General features: G+C 47.9%; 12 protein-coding genes. 9 read left to right on the top strand and 3 right to left on the bottom strand.

Annotated features, from left to right (window positions below; all coding sequences use genetic code 11):
* Nucleotide 1 precedes the first annotated feature (1 nt).
* Complete coding sequence (locus tag AWU77_RS17800) at nucleotides 2-844, bottom strand: S1 RNA-binding domain-containing protein (protein ID WP_062066561.1); 843 nt, start codon at nucleotides 842-844, stop codon at nucleotides 2-4.
* Between the two features lie 141 nt (nucleotides 845-985).
* Between AWU77_RS17800 and AWU77_RS17795 the strand changes: the two genes are divergently transcribed.
* Nucleotides 986-2,086: a site-2 protease family protein gene (locus AWU77_RS17795; RefSeq protein WP_062066558.1), complete on the top strand. Its 1,101-nt coding sequence runs from the start codon at nucleotides 986-988 to the stop codon at nucleotides 2,084-2,086.
* Between the two features lie 93 nt (nucleotides 2,087-2,179).
* On the opposite strand, the gene AWU77_RS17790 is transcribed toward AWU77_RS17795, so the two are convergent.
* On the bottom strand, nucleotides 2,180-2,710 hold the full coding sequence (locus AWU77_RS17790; protein WP_238582520.1) for a hypothetical protein: 531 nt from the start codon (nucleotides 2,708-2,710) through the stop codon (nucleotides 2,180-2,182).
* A 219-nt stretch (nucleotides 2,711-2,929) separates the two neighbouring features.
* Nucleotides 2,930-4,495 (bottom strand): DUF3300 domain-containing protein, encoded by a 1,566-nt coding sequence (locus tag AWU77_RS17785; RefSeq protein WP_062066552.1) that lies wholly within the window; start codon nucleotides 4,493-4,495, stop codon nucleotides 2,930-2,932.
* 155 nt (nucleotides 4,496-4,650) lie between these two features.
* Here AWU77_RS17785 and minC point away from each other — a divergent pair, with 155 nt between their 5' ends.
* The 8 genes from minC (at nucleotide 4,651) to AWU77_RS17745 (ending at nucleotide 13,393) form a co-directional block, all read left to right on the top strand.
* Nucleotides 4,651-5,436 carry a septum site-determining protein MinC gene (gene minC / locus AWU77_RS17780; protein ID WP_238582519.1) on the top strand — a complete coding sequence of 262 codons (786 nt, stop codon included), beginning with the start codon at nucleotides 4,651-4,653 and terminating at the stop codon, nucleotides 5,434-5,436.
* 83 nt (nucleotides 5,437-5,519) lie between these two features.
* A complete protein-coding gene (gene minD, locus AWU77_RS17775; RefSeq protein ID WP_062066549.1) occupies nucleotides 5,520-6,329 on the top strand; it encodes a septum site-determining protein MinD in 810 nt (269 codons plus the stop codon).
* A gap of 3 nt (nucleotides 6,330-6,332) precedes the next feature.
* Nucleotides 6,333-6,590 carry a cell division topological specificity factor MinE gene (gene minE / locus AWU77_RS17770; protein WP_062066546.1) on the top strand — a complete coding sequence of 86 codons (258 nt, stop codon included), beginning with the start codon at nucleotides 6,333-6,335 and terminating at the stop codon, nucleotides 6,588-6,590.
* A 104-nt stretch (nucleotides 6,591-6,694) separates the two neighbouring features.
* Nucleotides 6,695-7,345, top strand: a complete 651-nt coding sequence (locus tag AWU77_RS17765) for a PolC-type DNA polymerase III (protein WP_062066932.1) — start codon at nucleotides 6,695-6,697, stop codon at nucleotides 7,343-7,345.
* 35 nt (nucleotides 7,346-7,380) lie between these two features.
* A complete protein-coding gene (locus tag AWU77_RS17760) occupies nucleotides 7,381-8,001 on the top strand; it encodes a YceI family protein (RefSeq protein WP_062066542.1) in 621 nt (206 codons plus the stop codon).
* Between the two features lie 45 nt (nucleotides 8,002-8,046).
* Nucleotides 8,047-9,588, top strand: coding sequence for a helicase HerA-like domain-containing protein (locus AWU77_RS17755; protein WP_062066539.1), 1,542 nt, complete (start codon nucleotides 8,047-8,049; stop codon nucleotides 9,586-9,588).
* A gap of 150 nt (nucleotides 9,589-9,738) precedes the next feature.
* The gene (locus AWU77_RS17750) at nucleotides 9,739-11,388 is read left to right on the top strand and encodes a di-heme-cytochrome C peroxidase (RefSeq protein WP_062066537.1); all 1,650 of its coding nucleotides are present in this window, start codon (nucleotides 9,739-9,741) and stop codon (nucleotides 11,386-11,388) included.
* A 49-nt stretch (nucleotides 11,389-11,437) separates the two neighbouring features.
* Nucleotides 11,438-13,393, top strand: coding sequence for a DUF1800 family protein (locus AWU77_RS17745; protein WP_238582518.1), 1,956 nt, complete (start codon nucleotides 11,438-11,440; stop codon nucleotides 13,391-13,393).

Raw genomic sequence — 13,393 nt, 5'->3', positions numbered from 1 at the left:
TTTATTGCCCCTGCTCAACCAATGTGATTTTATCTTTTTCAATCAAAATTTTACGCTGCTTGTAGAGCAGGCTCAGCGCATTTTTGTAATTGCCTTTGCTCACATTAAATATTTTGTAAATTAATTCAGGTTCGCTTTTGTCGGTTACAAACGAGGTGCCGCCTTGGCGTTGCAAATCGGCGAGAATTTTTTCCGCCAAATCTTCTTTGCTGTCGCGCGCTTGTGCTTGCAAACTCAAATCGATTTTGCGGTCGGGGCGAATGCTTTTGATATAGCCTTTTACTTTTTCGCCGTAGAGCAAGGTGCGGAAGGCTTCGTCGCGGAAGATCAACCCTAAATGGGTGTGATTAATCACCGCTTTGTAACCCATATCGCTACGGCCACAAATGATTAAATCTACGGCTTGTTTTGCGCGCAAGCCATCTGCACGCTCTTCAAGGTGGCGGCTTAAGCGCGATGAGGCGGTAATGCGGCCCGTGTATTCATCTTGATAAATACACACCACGTAAGAGCGGCCTGCTTCCATGGGTTTGTGTTGCTCGCCAAAGGGCACCAGCAAATCTTTTGGCAAACCCCAATCGAGAAATGCGCCGACGTTGTTCACTTCTTTCACTTCGAGAAAGGCGCATTCACCAACCATAGCTTTGGGGGTGAGGGTGGTGGCGATAATACAATCGTCGGAATCCAGGTAGATAAATACATCCAGAATGCCGCCAATTTTCATATCAGCGGTCACGTAACGCTTGGGTAGTAATATGTTGCCAAACTTGCCGCCATCGAGAAAAATGCCGAAATCAGTGTGTTTGACGATGGTTAAGCGGTTTTGTCGGCCAATGTGTAACATAGGTAACTTGTTCTCGCGGTTATATGCAGATAAGACGGTTGCATCAATAGCGCACAGTTTATTAGCAAGGGTGGGTTAAGGCCAGTAAAACCCCTGCGCCCGCAGGTTTTTGTTTTTTGTATCAATGTAGAGCCGTTATTTATGCAGTTATTTTCGTTTGATTATGCCAACCGTGTGTTCAGTGTCGATGCAACTCCGGCAACTGGTGAGGAAATTGTCACTGTCGATGGTGTGGTGGTATCGCAACAGCGCAACTTTAGTATTACCAGTGAACATGGTTTTAGCGTAGAGAGTTTGGGTGAAGTAAAACTGATCTATGTGCTCAATCTGCGCGCGGCAGATGTGAATTATGAGTTGTGGGTTAATGGTGAGCGAGTGCTGGAGGCAGCATCACCAGTCGCGCTTGCCGGGCAAGAGTTTCATCGCGATGAAACAATGGCGACCGCTGACACTCTGGCTGCGCCTGCAGGCAAGCCAGCAAAAACCAATTCCTGGTTATCGCTTGGTTTGGTTGCGTTTAAATTATTGAAAGCGGTGCAGGTGGTTAAGGTTGCACTGCTTGCTGCTTCGGTGGCGGTTTACAGTGTGATGTTTACCTTGGAATTTGCGCTGGCATTAATTGGCGTATTGGTATTTCACGAGTATGGCCATTTGCGCGCGATGAAAACATTTGGTCTGCCCACCAAGGGCATGTATTTGATTCCCTTTGTCGGTGGTCTTGCGGTGGGCGATATGCCTAAAACCCGCTGGCAGGATGTGTATATCTCTATGATGGGGCCGGTGTACGGTTTGATCATGACCGTTGCGTTTTATATAGTGTATCTCATCACCGAAAGTCATTTTGCCGGTTTAGTGGCATCAACTAGCGCGCTATTAAATTTATTTAATTTAATTCCGGTGTATCCCTTAGATGGCGGGCGCGTAGTGAAATCGCTGGTATTTTCCGGGCGCAATTATTTGGCGCTGATTGCACTGCTGATTATCTCCGCTTTGTGTTTTGTGGTGGCCTGGAAATTAGGCTTGTATTTCATCACCTTTTTTATTGTGCTGGGCGTGGTGGATATTGTGGCCGGTTGGCGTGTGGGGTTGGCTGAAGATATTACGCCGCTTAAAACCTACGGCATTTGGTTTTCTGTGTTGTGGTATCTGGTGGTGGTTGCGCTGTTTTTGGGGATGATTTTATTAATCGCACAAGATGCTTTGCCCGGTTCGGAAATTGCGCTCAAGGTATTGGCTTCATAAATTATATAGCTGCATAAAAAAATCCCCGGCGCTATGTGCTGCTAAGTTCAGCTCAAAGTACTGGGGATTTTTTTGGGGCGCGGACCAGATTATTTATAAAAATGGATCGTCTTCATCCGCAGGAAAGTAACGCTCAGCGGTGATGACATCGGCCTTGATCCGGTGTGCGAGCAAGTCGTCTACATCCTGATTAACACGGTTAATCAAAGGCAGGGCTTCATTGCGATCGAGCGACTCCAATAGCGCATTGCCCCAGATAGAAACGTGACGTAAATAAATAGTGCGCGTATCCGATTTCTTTGCCCACTCACCCGATACCAAGCGCCCGATACGATTAATTTTGTGGCGAATTTCTGTTACTTGATTTGGATCTTGGACCTGCGATACCAACTCATTGGTCATTTTTATCCAGCCGCGACGATACAATTCCCAGCCGCTGTAAAAACGTACAATCCAGGTCAGGTATTCCTCCTGGGTCTGGATTTTTTTGTTGGTCTCATCGGCTTCGTACATTTTGACAAAGTACGCGCGGGAGGGCATATCGCTCGGCCAGGCATCTGCCTGACGAACTATTTTGTTACTGCTACAGGCAAACAAGCCGCTGACCAAGAGGAGAACGGCCATAAATCGGGTTAGGGGTGCGATTTTCTGCATAAACAAGAATGGACTCAGTACGGAGGTTGGTGGGTAAGTGTGGCGCAAGAATATTGCAATAGTATAAAAGCTTGTGCACTTAAAGCACAGGCTGGGATGCTGTCTGAGTAGTACCAAAAAGTTATAGCCTCAAACCAACTATTGGTTTGAGGCTATTAGAGGGAATTGCCGCAAGAGTATTTACCTTGTTTAGCGTTCGCGGCCACCACGCATTTCCGTACGGTCACCACTTTGGCGCTCGTAATTGCCACCACCCGTGCGCTCAATGCGCTGTGGTCGCTCGCTGCGTTCTACTCGTTCAGCACGTTCTACCCGTTCCGTCCGTTCTACTCGCGGTGTTTCGTAGCGCTCTTGGGGTTCAGCTTGCACGCGCTCTACCGATTGTGCGCGCTCCAAACGTTCGATGGTTGGGCGTTCAAGGCGACTTTGTTGCTGCGCCTGTTGGATGCGCGAATCTGCCCGTTGAATGCGCTCTGCCTGACGAACATCTGTGCCTTGTCGCTCGGTACGATTGCTTTGTTCCTGGTTTTGCATATTGCCCAGCTCGCGCCCATTGCGCGAGTTCATCCGCTCGCGCAATTGTTCAGCGCGCGGCTGCGGACTTTGCACTGCTCTATCATTACTGACATTGGCGCTATTAATGGTGATTTGCCCCGCTTGGCGGCGATCCAAGCGCTGTAAAGCTGGATCATCGCGCCCTTGGCGTTGATCGCGTGCACTATTGGGCGCGATACGGTTGTTGCCTCTTTCTCCAAGGTAGCCGCCGCGATTGCCATTGTTGTCACGAAGGTTGTTGTCTCGAAGGTTGGTGTTGTCACGCAGATTGGCGCGATACTGCTGGGTGTCGCGATAGCTTTCGCGTGGGCTGTGAAAGCGCTCGCGGGTGTCATTATCGTGATAGGCAACTCCGCGTCTGTGCACTGGATTGTGGTGCCAGTGTCTGGCATCGTCATGGCGCACTACGCTGCGGCTATCGTAAAAGCGGTGGCCGTGATGGTGATGGCGGTCAATCACAACGACCCGACGATCATGCCAGTGGCAGCCACTGAAATAAAATCGCGGGCCGATATAAACGCGCGGCCCCCAATAGAAGCCGGATACAAACACATAGCTGCTGGGGTAATGCCAATACACCGGTGGATAATCTGCCCACCACCAGTTGCCGTAGACCACGCGGGTATCGTAAGCGGGTACATACACAACGCGCTCGACCGAAGGCTCAATTACAATGATTTTTTCTTCGCGCACCACCCGCACATGCTCGACTTTATCGAGGTTGCCAGAGGCATAAGCGCGGTTGCGCAGTTTCTGAATACTATCCATCACCCGCTCTTCACTGGCGAGAAAGGCGTCACCCAGCTGCTGGGTCCAATCCAGGTCTTCACTCATGCGCTGCAAAATATCGGGGAAGGCCACCAGCGCTTTAACGCTCGGGTCCCAATCCTGATTGTCGACCGCATTGACCGCTTGATCGCCTTTTAAACGGCTGTTTTTGCGCGCCCAGCGATCGGCTTCAACTACTTCTAACGGGTAGGTGGAGGCGATTAGCACGTGGGATAAAACGGTGTCCGGGTAGAGTGCGATGGGTGCCAACAGTGAATCCAGCTGCGCCTCGCTAAAACTCGCTTGTGCGGCTGTGGTGCTGTCGCTGGTTTGGCTGACCGCTTGGGTTGTTGTACAGCCCACCAATAATGGCATTAGCAGACTGATCATTAACGCAAATTTTGTGGGGCGTTGCAGAAGCTGGCTAGTCATGATGGTTCTCACTTGAGTGCCGTAGTGTGCCCTTAAGAGGGCGGATAGGTAGCATTGGTTCATTTATAAGAGCTGCGCGCTTAACCCGAGCTGAACTGTAAAGAGTCTCTCGCTTGACTAATCAACTAGTGACCCGATAATGGCGCACTTTTGTAATGATGCAAGCAAGCAGAGAGCCGCGCATGATCGATGTGAATTTCCAGCTAAAAGGCAGTGCTGTTACCGTGGTGGTACTGGCGATTGTGCGCTATGAACCCAAGAGTTTGTTAGCGGAACTTAAAGAGAAAATTGTGCAGGCGCCGCAGTTCTTTACCAACTCACCGGTGTTGATCAATCTGGACCGCCTGGAAAACCCCGAAAACCTGAAAAAACCTGCTGATTTGCTGGCCATTTGCCGCGAACTGGACTTACAACCACTAGGTTTTAGCGGTGTACCTGAGGTATTGTTAGCAGCCGTTAATAAAACCGGTTTGGCGGTATTGCCAACACCCAGCGAACGCGCGCTTAAACTCCCCAAGCAAGAGGCCGCGCCGCAGGTTGAAACGGTGATCGAACGCGTCGTAGAAACGGTGGTAGAAACCGTTATTGAAGAGCGTTTGGTACAGCGCCAGAGCAAGGTGATTACCCGCCCGGTGCGCTCTGGCCAACAAATTTACGCCGAAGGTGCGGATTTGATTGTGCTGGCGCAAGTGAGTGAAGGGGCAGAAGTATTGGCTGATGGCCATATTCATATTTACGGCACACTGCGCGGCCGTGCACTCGCCGGTGTCAAAGGCGATGAAAGCGCGCGAATTTTTTGTCAGCAAATGGAAGCCGAGCTGATTTCAATTGCCGGTAATTTTGTGCTGCAAGATTCACTACCAAAAGAATTATTTAAAAAGCCGGTGCAAGCATCACTCAGTGGTGAAAAAGTTATCCTTGAGGCACTGGTTAGCAATTAACACTGTGGATTAAACATTTATCAAATAATGAATTTTTCCACGCCTTGATTTTTTAGACTTTGAATATTTTACAGGAGCCTACCTTGGCCAAGATTATCGTTGTTACATCAGGTAAGGGCGGAGTGGGAAAAACCACCTCCAGCGCAGCAATCAGTACCGGTTTGGCTATGCGCGGCCATAAAACTGTGGTGATCGATTTTGATGTGGGTCTGCGTAACCTCGATTTAATTATGGGTTGCGAGCGCCGCGTGGTATACGATTTTGTCAACGTGGTGAAAGGTGAATCCACTCTCAATCAAGCGCTGATTAAAGATAAACGTACCGAAGGTCTGTATGTATTGCCCGCCTCGCAAACCCGCGATAAAGATGCGCTGACCCGCGACGGTGTGGAAGCGGTCATCAACGAGTTAGCTAAAGATTTTGAATACATAGTCTGCGATTCGCCGGCGGGTATTGAGCAGGGCGCATTAATGGCTTTGTACTTTGCTGACATCGCCATTGTTGTAACCAACCCGGAAGTATCTTCCGTGCGCGACTCAGATCGCATTCTCGGCATATTGCAAAGCAAATCCCGTCGCGCTGAACAAAACCTCGAACCCATTAAAGAGCATCTGTTGTTGACGCGTTACAATCCTGTGCGGGTTGAAGCCGGCGAAATGCTGAGTGTGAACGATGTAGAAGAAATTTTGGCCATTCCACTGCTCGGTGTAATTCCTGAATCAGAAGCGGTATTAAAAGCCTCTAACCAAGGTACTCCGGTGATTCTGGATGAGACCACCGCTGCTGGCCAAGCCTATAACGATGCAGTTGATCGTTTGTTAGGTAAAGAAATCCCGCACCGCTTCCTGGAAGCGGAAAAGAAAAGTTTTCTGAAGCGTTTGCTGGGGGTATAAGCCGTGAGTATTTTTGACTACCTGCGCAAGAAGCGCGCGCCCTCGTCGGCATCGGTTGCCAAGGAGCGTCTGCAAATTATCGTTGCGCACGAGCGCACCAAACGCAATCTGAATCAGCCAGATTTTTTGCCGCAAATGCAGCAGGAAATCATTGCAGTGATTCGCAAATACATCAATATTGATTCGGATCAGGTGACCGTCAACCTCGACAACTCCGATAACTGTTCGGTGTTGGAGTTGAACATCACTCTGCCGGATTAACCCATGTTGCTGCCAGTTGTTAGCAGCTAAAAAGGGATGCGCTGACTGCAGTGCATCCCTTTTTTATTGTGCATAATTTTATTGTTCAAACGGTCTGTTGTTTTATGAATATTGATTATCATCGTTTGCCTGCCGATCAATTGGTGGTGTTTGATTTTGAAACCACTGGGCTATCCCCCGATCTGGGCGACCGCGCAATTGAGATTGGCGCAGTGTTGATTGAAAACGGCAGGATCACTGATCGTTTTCAGCAGTTGATGAATCCCGGTATGCGCATTCCTGTGTTTATCGAAAATCTCACTGGTATTACGAATGCGATGGTAAAAGACTCGCACAAGAATGCAGAAGTGATGGGCGACTTTTATGATTTTATCGCTGGCCGCAATCTGGTTGCGCACAATGCCAGTTTTGATGAGCGATTTTTACGTGCAGAGCTGCGGCGAATTAAAAAACAGTTTTCAGCGGGCATCGCGTGCAGTTTGTTGGCCGCACGCCGTATTTTTCAGCAGGCACCCAATCATCAATTGGCAACTTTGGCACAGTATAAAAATTTGCCGAGTGATGGGGTTTATCACCGCGCCTTGGCCGATGCCGAAGTGACCGCGCATTTGTGGTTGAGTTTATTAAACGAATTGCGCGAGCAGCATGCGGTGAATGAATTGTCGTTTGGTTTTATGCATACACTGACCAAAACCCCCAAGCACCAGCTGCGTCAGTTCTACGCTAAACACAACGCGACATCGGCGACTATGTAAGGCAGGTTTAACCTAAGCGGAAGGAGTTATTTGTTATGCCCAATCATTGGCTAAAAATAATAATCGTGTTGGTTGTCAGTGTTTTTTTGGTAAGTTGCGGCACATTGATTCAACCCAGAGTAAAAACCGGCATAGTGCAATTAGAAAAAGGTTCCTACAAACTCGATCAAACCCATGTTGCGGTGTTGTTTAAAATCAATCACATGGGTTTATCTACGTTTGTGGGGCGTTTTAATAAGGTCGATGCAACTCTCGAATTTGATCCCAAAAATATTGCCGCCGCAAAACTATCGGCAATTATCGATATTGCCAGTCTCGATGTTAATAATCCCGATCTGGAAGAAACCTTGCGTGGCAGCAGTTGGTTTGATGCAGAAAAATATCCGCAAGCTTTTTTCAAGACCACTAACGTCAACCTAATCGATCAAAATTCTGCTGTATTTTCTGGTGAGCTAAGCCTGCACGGAGTTACTGCGCCCATCGATTTAACCGTCACCTTTAACGGCGGTGCTAATAATATGCTCACCGGTTTTTATACCTTGGGTTTTTCCGCTACCAGTACATTTAATCGTTCCACCTTTGGTGTTGATTATTTAATTCCCGCAATTGGCGATACAGTTGCGCTTGAAGTGTATGCGGAGTTTCAGCAGCAATAGTGGTCAAAAATCAGCAGCAATAAAATATTTTTTTCAGGAGTTGTGATGAGCAATCAATTTCTTATCGGCGGCAATGGCACACAAGCAGTAGCATTAAATTTGCGCATGGCTAATCGCCACGGTTTGATTGCCGGTGCAACCGGTACCGGTAAAACCGTGAGTTTGCAGGTGCTCGCCGAAGGTTTTGCCAAAGCCGGTGTGCCAGTGTTTATGGCGGATATTAAAGGCGATTTGTCCGGTCTCGCCAAAGCGGGCAAACCTCACCCCAAGGTGGACGAGCGCGTACAGCTAATGAATATTAGCGATTACCAGCAACGTTTGTTTCCCTGTGTGTTTTGGGATTTGTACGCAAAAAAAGGCCATCCGGTGCGGGCTACGATTTCCGATTTTGGTCCACTACTGCTCGCGAATTTTTTTGATCTCAACGAGACCCAAACCGGTGTGCTCTATGCTGCGTTTAAAATTGCCGATGATCAAGGCATGTTAATGCTGGATCTCAAAGACCTGCAGGCCATGCTCAACTGGATGAAGGACGAACGCAAAAATCTGGAAGACGAATATGGCGGAATCAGTGAAGCCAGTATTGCCGCAATCCAGCGCCGCTTGATGATGCTGGAGCAGGAAGGCGCCGAACATTTTTTTGGTGAGCCTGCGCTGGATTTAAATCATCTGATGCAAATTACGCTAGAAGGCACAGGCGTTATCAATATTCTGGATGCCACCACGTTAATTAATCAGCCCAAACTCTACTCTATCTTTTTACTCTGGTTAATATCCGAATTATTTGAAAACTTGCCCGAGCAGGGTGATGCAGATAAACCTAAAATGGTGTTCTTTTTTGATGAGGCACATTTGTTATTCGACGGCGCGCCAAAATTACTAGTCGATAAAATCGAACAAGTCGTGCGTTTGATTCGCTCCAAAGGTGTAGGCATTTATTTTGTCTCGCAAAGCCCGGCAGATATTCCCGATACTGTGCTCGGCCAATTGGGCAATCGCATTCAGCACGCCCTGCGCGCCTATACCCCTAAAGATCAAAAAGCGGTAAAAATCGCCGCGCAAACTTTTCGCGCGAATCCGGCATTTTCAACCGAGGTAGTCATCACCGAATTGGGCATAGGTGAAGCCTTGGTATCCGTATTAGATGAAAAAGGTTCGCCTACACCCGTAGAGCGGGTAATGGTTGCGCCACCTGCATCGCGCATTGGCCCATTGAATGATGAAGAGCGCAGCGAGGTGATGGCGCGCTCACCTTATAAAGCGATTTACAACCAAATGATTGACCGTGAATCCGCCTATGAAATTTTAAAAGCCCGTGTTGCACAACAAGCGCAATCGGAACAGCAACAAAAAATTCAGGAACAGTTACGCGTTGAGCAGGAGCGGATTTTTAAACAACAGCAAAAAGCTCAAGAGCAGCAACAAAAAGAACAGGCGCGCGCGCAACAACCAGCAGGGCGCACCAGTGCCAAACGCGATTCTGCGGTGGATGCATTTGCTAAAAGCGCCGCCCGCGCCATTGGCAGCAACCTTGGGCGACAAATTGTGCGCGGTATTCTGGGCTCACTACTCGGTGGTCGGCGTTAGGGCACGTAATATAATTGTTTGATTATTCGTCTATAGTAGTGAGGTAGAAAAATCCAAGTCTGCAAGGAGAGAATCTCATTCGCCATATTATTAAGGTGGTGCTTAATCAGTGGATGATTCAGCGCTACCGTAAAATGTTGAGGATGCAGCATGAAGCAAATGATCTCCACTAGAGGTGTTTCCTCCCTCTTGCAGCAGATAGCGTACAATTTTTTCCCTGTGTTGCTGTGTGGTGCCGTCAGTCAGGCGGCAAGCGCTGATGATACGATCTATCTGGAGCAAGGCTGGGACCATCAAACCCGCCAACAATTATCCTTCACCTCATTTGGTTCCCGTTTTATTCCCTACGATTGGTTTCTCGCCTTGGAGCAGCCAGATTCGTCCATCGCCTTCCGCGATAATAATCATATGGCGGCATTGGGTTTTGTCACCACCGCGGCAGATGAATACAATCCCGATGGTTTACCGGTTGGTTTGGTGCGCGATGCGGATAAAAAAAATGGCGATTATCTCGGGTTAACCTGCGCTGCATGCCACACCGGGCAAGTACGCATTAATGGTAAACGTATTCGTATTGATGGCGGCCAAGCGCTAATTGATTACACACAGTTTGAACAAAAAGTACTGGCAGCACTAAAAGCCACGCTAGGGGATAGTGATAAGTTTTTACGTTTTTCTGCACCACTGATTGCCGCTGATAAAACGCTCACGGAAGATGCGGTGGCAACACAAATACAAACCCGTATTGAAGAGCTGGAAAAACATTATGCGGTGAATGCCAGTGAGGTTGCCTATGGGCATGGCCGGCTCGATGCGTTTGGTCAAATTTTTAATGCTATTGCAGTAGAGGCACTTAATCTTCCGCAAAATGTTCACGCACCGGATGCACCCACAAGTTATCCGGTACTCTGGGATGCCTCACATCTCGATGTTGTGCAGTGGAATGCATCGGCACCCAATAAAGAGCCCGGTCCACTGTTTCAAAATGCAATTACTGCATTGGCGGTGTACGGTACTGTTACTGTTCCTAAAAATAAACTCACTTATCAATCCTCTATCCGCATCAACAATTTAGGCGTGATTCAAAAAGATTTTTATCAATTGGTTGCGCCGCAATGGCCTGTAGCAATTGCAGGCGAATTAAATACAGAAAAAATGGCGGATGGCAAAAAGCTCTATGAACAGCACTGTGTGCAATGCCATAGCATTCCCGATCCAACAGATAAAACGCGCAAGCTGCAAGCGGTATTAGTTCCTTATCAGCAAGTTGGCACTGATCCACTCATGGTAGAAAATTTTATCAATCGCAAAGTAAAAAGCGGTGTGCTGGAAGGCGATAAAGCCATGGTATTGTTTGGCGATAAATTACCGGCGGAAACAACACCGTTAGATTTGGTCACCCATGTGGCGACCGGCGCATTGTTAAATCAACCCTGGCAAACGATTAAAGCGATTGTGACAGAATATCGCTCCAATGATGACCCGCCCACACAAACGGTATTTAACAGCTACAAGGCGCGGCCTATTAACGGTGTCTGGGCCTCTGCACCCTATTTGCATAATGGCTCGGTGCCCAGCATTTATGATCTGTTATTGCCTGCCAATGAACGCCCTGTGACATTTTATGTTGGCAATATTGACTTGGATTTAGTAAAAGTAGGGCATGTCTATAGCGAAGCACCCGACACCAGTTTTTTTGATGCTCGCCAGCGCGGCAATTCCAATGCTGGTCACGAATATGGCACAAATTTAAGCGATGAGCAGCGCTGGGCTTTGGTGGAATATGTAAAAAGTCTGTAGTCTGAGCACAGTCTGCAAAAAAATAATGTTAACCGGATGTAGAGCTGCTATGAAATATTTTTCTAAACCTATTATGCCTTGGCTGCTGCATATTCTTTTGTTAAGCATGTCAGCGCTACTAATCGCTTGTGGTGGCGGTGGCGGTGGCGGTGGCAGCGGGGGAAATAGTTCTTCTCCTGCGTCATCCACAATGGCGGTAGCATCCAGTACACCTGCATCGAGTGTTGCAACCAGCGCAATAATATCTTCTAGTCGCTCATCTGCTGTTTCAAGTGCGGCTATTGCTAAAACACCTGCACCAGATTTAACCCCGGATCCGGCCTTGCCCATCAAGGGCAGCCCCAACTACACCAGCGCAAAAGATGCGGCGCGTTTTTTAGCGCAAACTACTTTTGGTGCAACCGCTAAAAATATTGCGCGTGTAGTCAGCATGGGGAAATCAGCTTGGCTGGATGAGCAATTTGCTAAACCGCAAACCAAACATTTGGCCTTGTTGGATAAACGCTTTGAGCAAATCGGTTTTGTGGTTGAGCCAGCACAGGATGATAACGAAGAAGGTTATCTGCGTGATTTGCAACGCAGCGATATTTGGTGGGAGGTTGCACTTTGGGGTGACGATCAATTGCGCCAGCGTGTTGCCTATTCGCTCAGCCAGATTCTGGTCATCTCCAATGTGTCTGATGTGCTGTACAACGATACTCGCGGTATCGCCAATTATCAGGACATACTTGCGCAACATGCCTTTGGCAACTATCGCGATTTATTAAAAGCAGTCACGCTCAACCCGATGATGGGTGAATACCTGAGCATGGTGCGCAATGAAAAGGCTGATGCCAATCGCAATATCCGCCCAGATGAAAATTATGCGCGTGAAATTATGCAGTTATTTTCGATTGGTTTAGTGCAATTAAATTTGGATGGCAGCATTAAATTGGATGCGCAAAACAATCCGATTCCCACCTATGATCAAACTACCGTAAAAGAATTGGCCCGCGTATTCACCGGCTGGAATATGGCGACTATCAATAATTGGTGGGAGTGGACTGAGAGTGGCGCCAGCGAAATTCTGCCAATGAAATCGTTCGATAGCTATCATGATTTTGGCGCAAAAGTTTTATTTGGCGACCAACACATAACCGCAAATAAAACCCCCGAGCAAGATATAGATGCCGCGTTGGATATTTTATTTGCCCATCCCAATATTGCCCCTTTTATTAGCAAACAATTAATTCAGCGATTGGTCACCAGTAATCCATCGCCAGCGTATGTTACCCGTGTTGCCAAGGTGTTTAACAATAATGGCAATAACGTAAAAGGTGATATGAAAGCAGTGGTGCGTGCAATAGTAATGGACGATGAAGCGCAAAATGGCTATCAAACTGCACCCGCCACATTTGGTAAGTTGCGCGAACCTATTTTAAAAACAGCGCATTTATGGCGTGCTTTTAAAGGCACGGGCGTGCCCACCAAATTAGCTAACGGCGCTGTCACGCCTCCGCGTATCCGGTTTTTGAGTTCTAGCCGCTTAATGGGGCAGCGGCCTTTTGGTTCTAATTCGGTATTTAATTTTTATCGTCCAGATTATCAGCACCCTGGCGAATTAAAAAATGCCAATATGAATTCGCCAGAATTTCAGATTCTCACTGAAAGCATGATCATGTCTAAAGTCTCTACGTTAAGCAGCGCAATCTTCTGGCGTGACACACCTCACGATTGGCTGGAGCCAACAATTGAGGGTGTGTGGGATACGTTTTCTCCGCGCTTGCATCTAGACCGAGAGCGTGAGCTCAGCAAAAATCCGGCAGACTTGTTGGATCATTTAAATCTTCTGCTGATGGCCGGGCAAATGAGTCAGCCTATGTATGAGCTTATTTTGAATCATCTTAATGCGAATAAAGTGAATCCCAATTGGGATGAAACCGGACAAATGTGGGCGCGTGACATGCTGGTTTACGAAGCTATGTTTTTGGTCATGGCATCACCTGAATATGCGGTGCAGAGATAA

Origin of the sequence: Cellvibrio sp. OA-2007, from assembly GCF_000953825.1 — a bacterium.
In the GTDB taxonomy this organism is placed as follows: Bacteria; Pseudomonadota; Gammaproteobacteria; order Pseudomonadales; family Cellvibrionaceae; genus Cellvibrio.
This window is presented reverse-complemented; position numbering and strand designations above follow the sequence as displayed.

Bases quoted from the DNA above. Each gene is read 5' to 3' on its own strand.
- AWU77_RS17760 (WP_062066542.1), top strand. From the start codon at position 7,381: ATGCCCAATCATTGGCTAAAAATAATAATCGTGTTGGTTGTCAGTGTT.
- AWU77_RS17750 (WP_062066537.1), top strand. From the start codon at position 9,739: ATGAAGCAAATGATCTCCACTAGAGGTGTTTCCTCCCTCTTGCAGCAG.
- AWU77_RS17755 (WP_062066539.1), top strand. From the start codon at position 8,047: ATGAGCAATCAATTTCTTATCGGCGGCAATGGCACACAAGCAGTAGCA.
- AWU77_RS17745 (WP_238582518.1), top strand. From the start codon at position 11,438: ATGAAATATTTTTCTAAACCTATTATGCCTTGGCTGCTGCATATTCTT.
- AWU77_RS17800 (WP_062066561.1), bottom strand. From the start codon at position 844: ATGTTACACATTGGCCGACAAAACCGCTTAACCATCGTCAAACACACT.
- AWU77_RS17795 (WP_062066558.1), top strand. From the start codon at position 986: ATGCAGTTATTTTCGTTTGATTATGCCAACCGTGTGTTCAGTGTCGAT.
- AWU77_RS17785 (WP_062066552.1), bottom strand. From the start codon at position 4,495: ATGACTAGCCAGCTTCTGCAACGCCCCACAAAATTTGCGTTAATGATC.
- minC (WP_238582519.1), top strand. From the start codon at position 4,651: ATGATGCAAGCAAGCAGAGAGCCGCGCATGATCGATGTGAATTTCCAG.
- AWU77_RS17765 (WP_062066932.1), top strand. From the start codon at position 6,695: ATGAATATTGATTATCATCGTTTGCCTGCCGATCAATTGGTGGTGTTT.
- AWU77_RS17790 (WP_238582520.1), bottom strand. From the start codon at position 2,710: ATGGCCGTTCTCCTCTTGGTCAGCGGCTTGTTTGCCTGTAGCAGTAAC.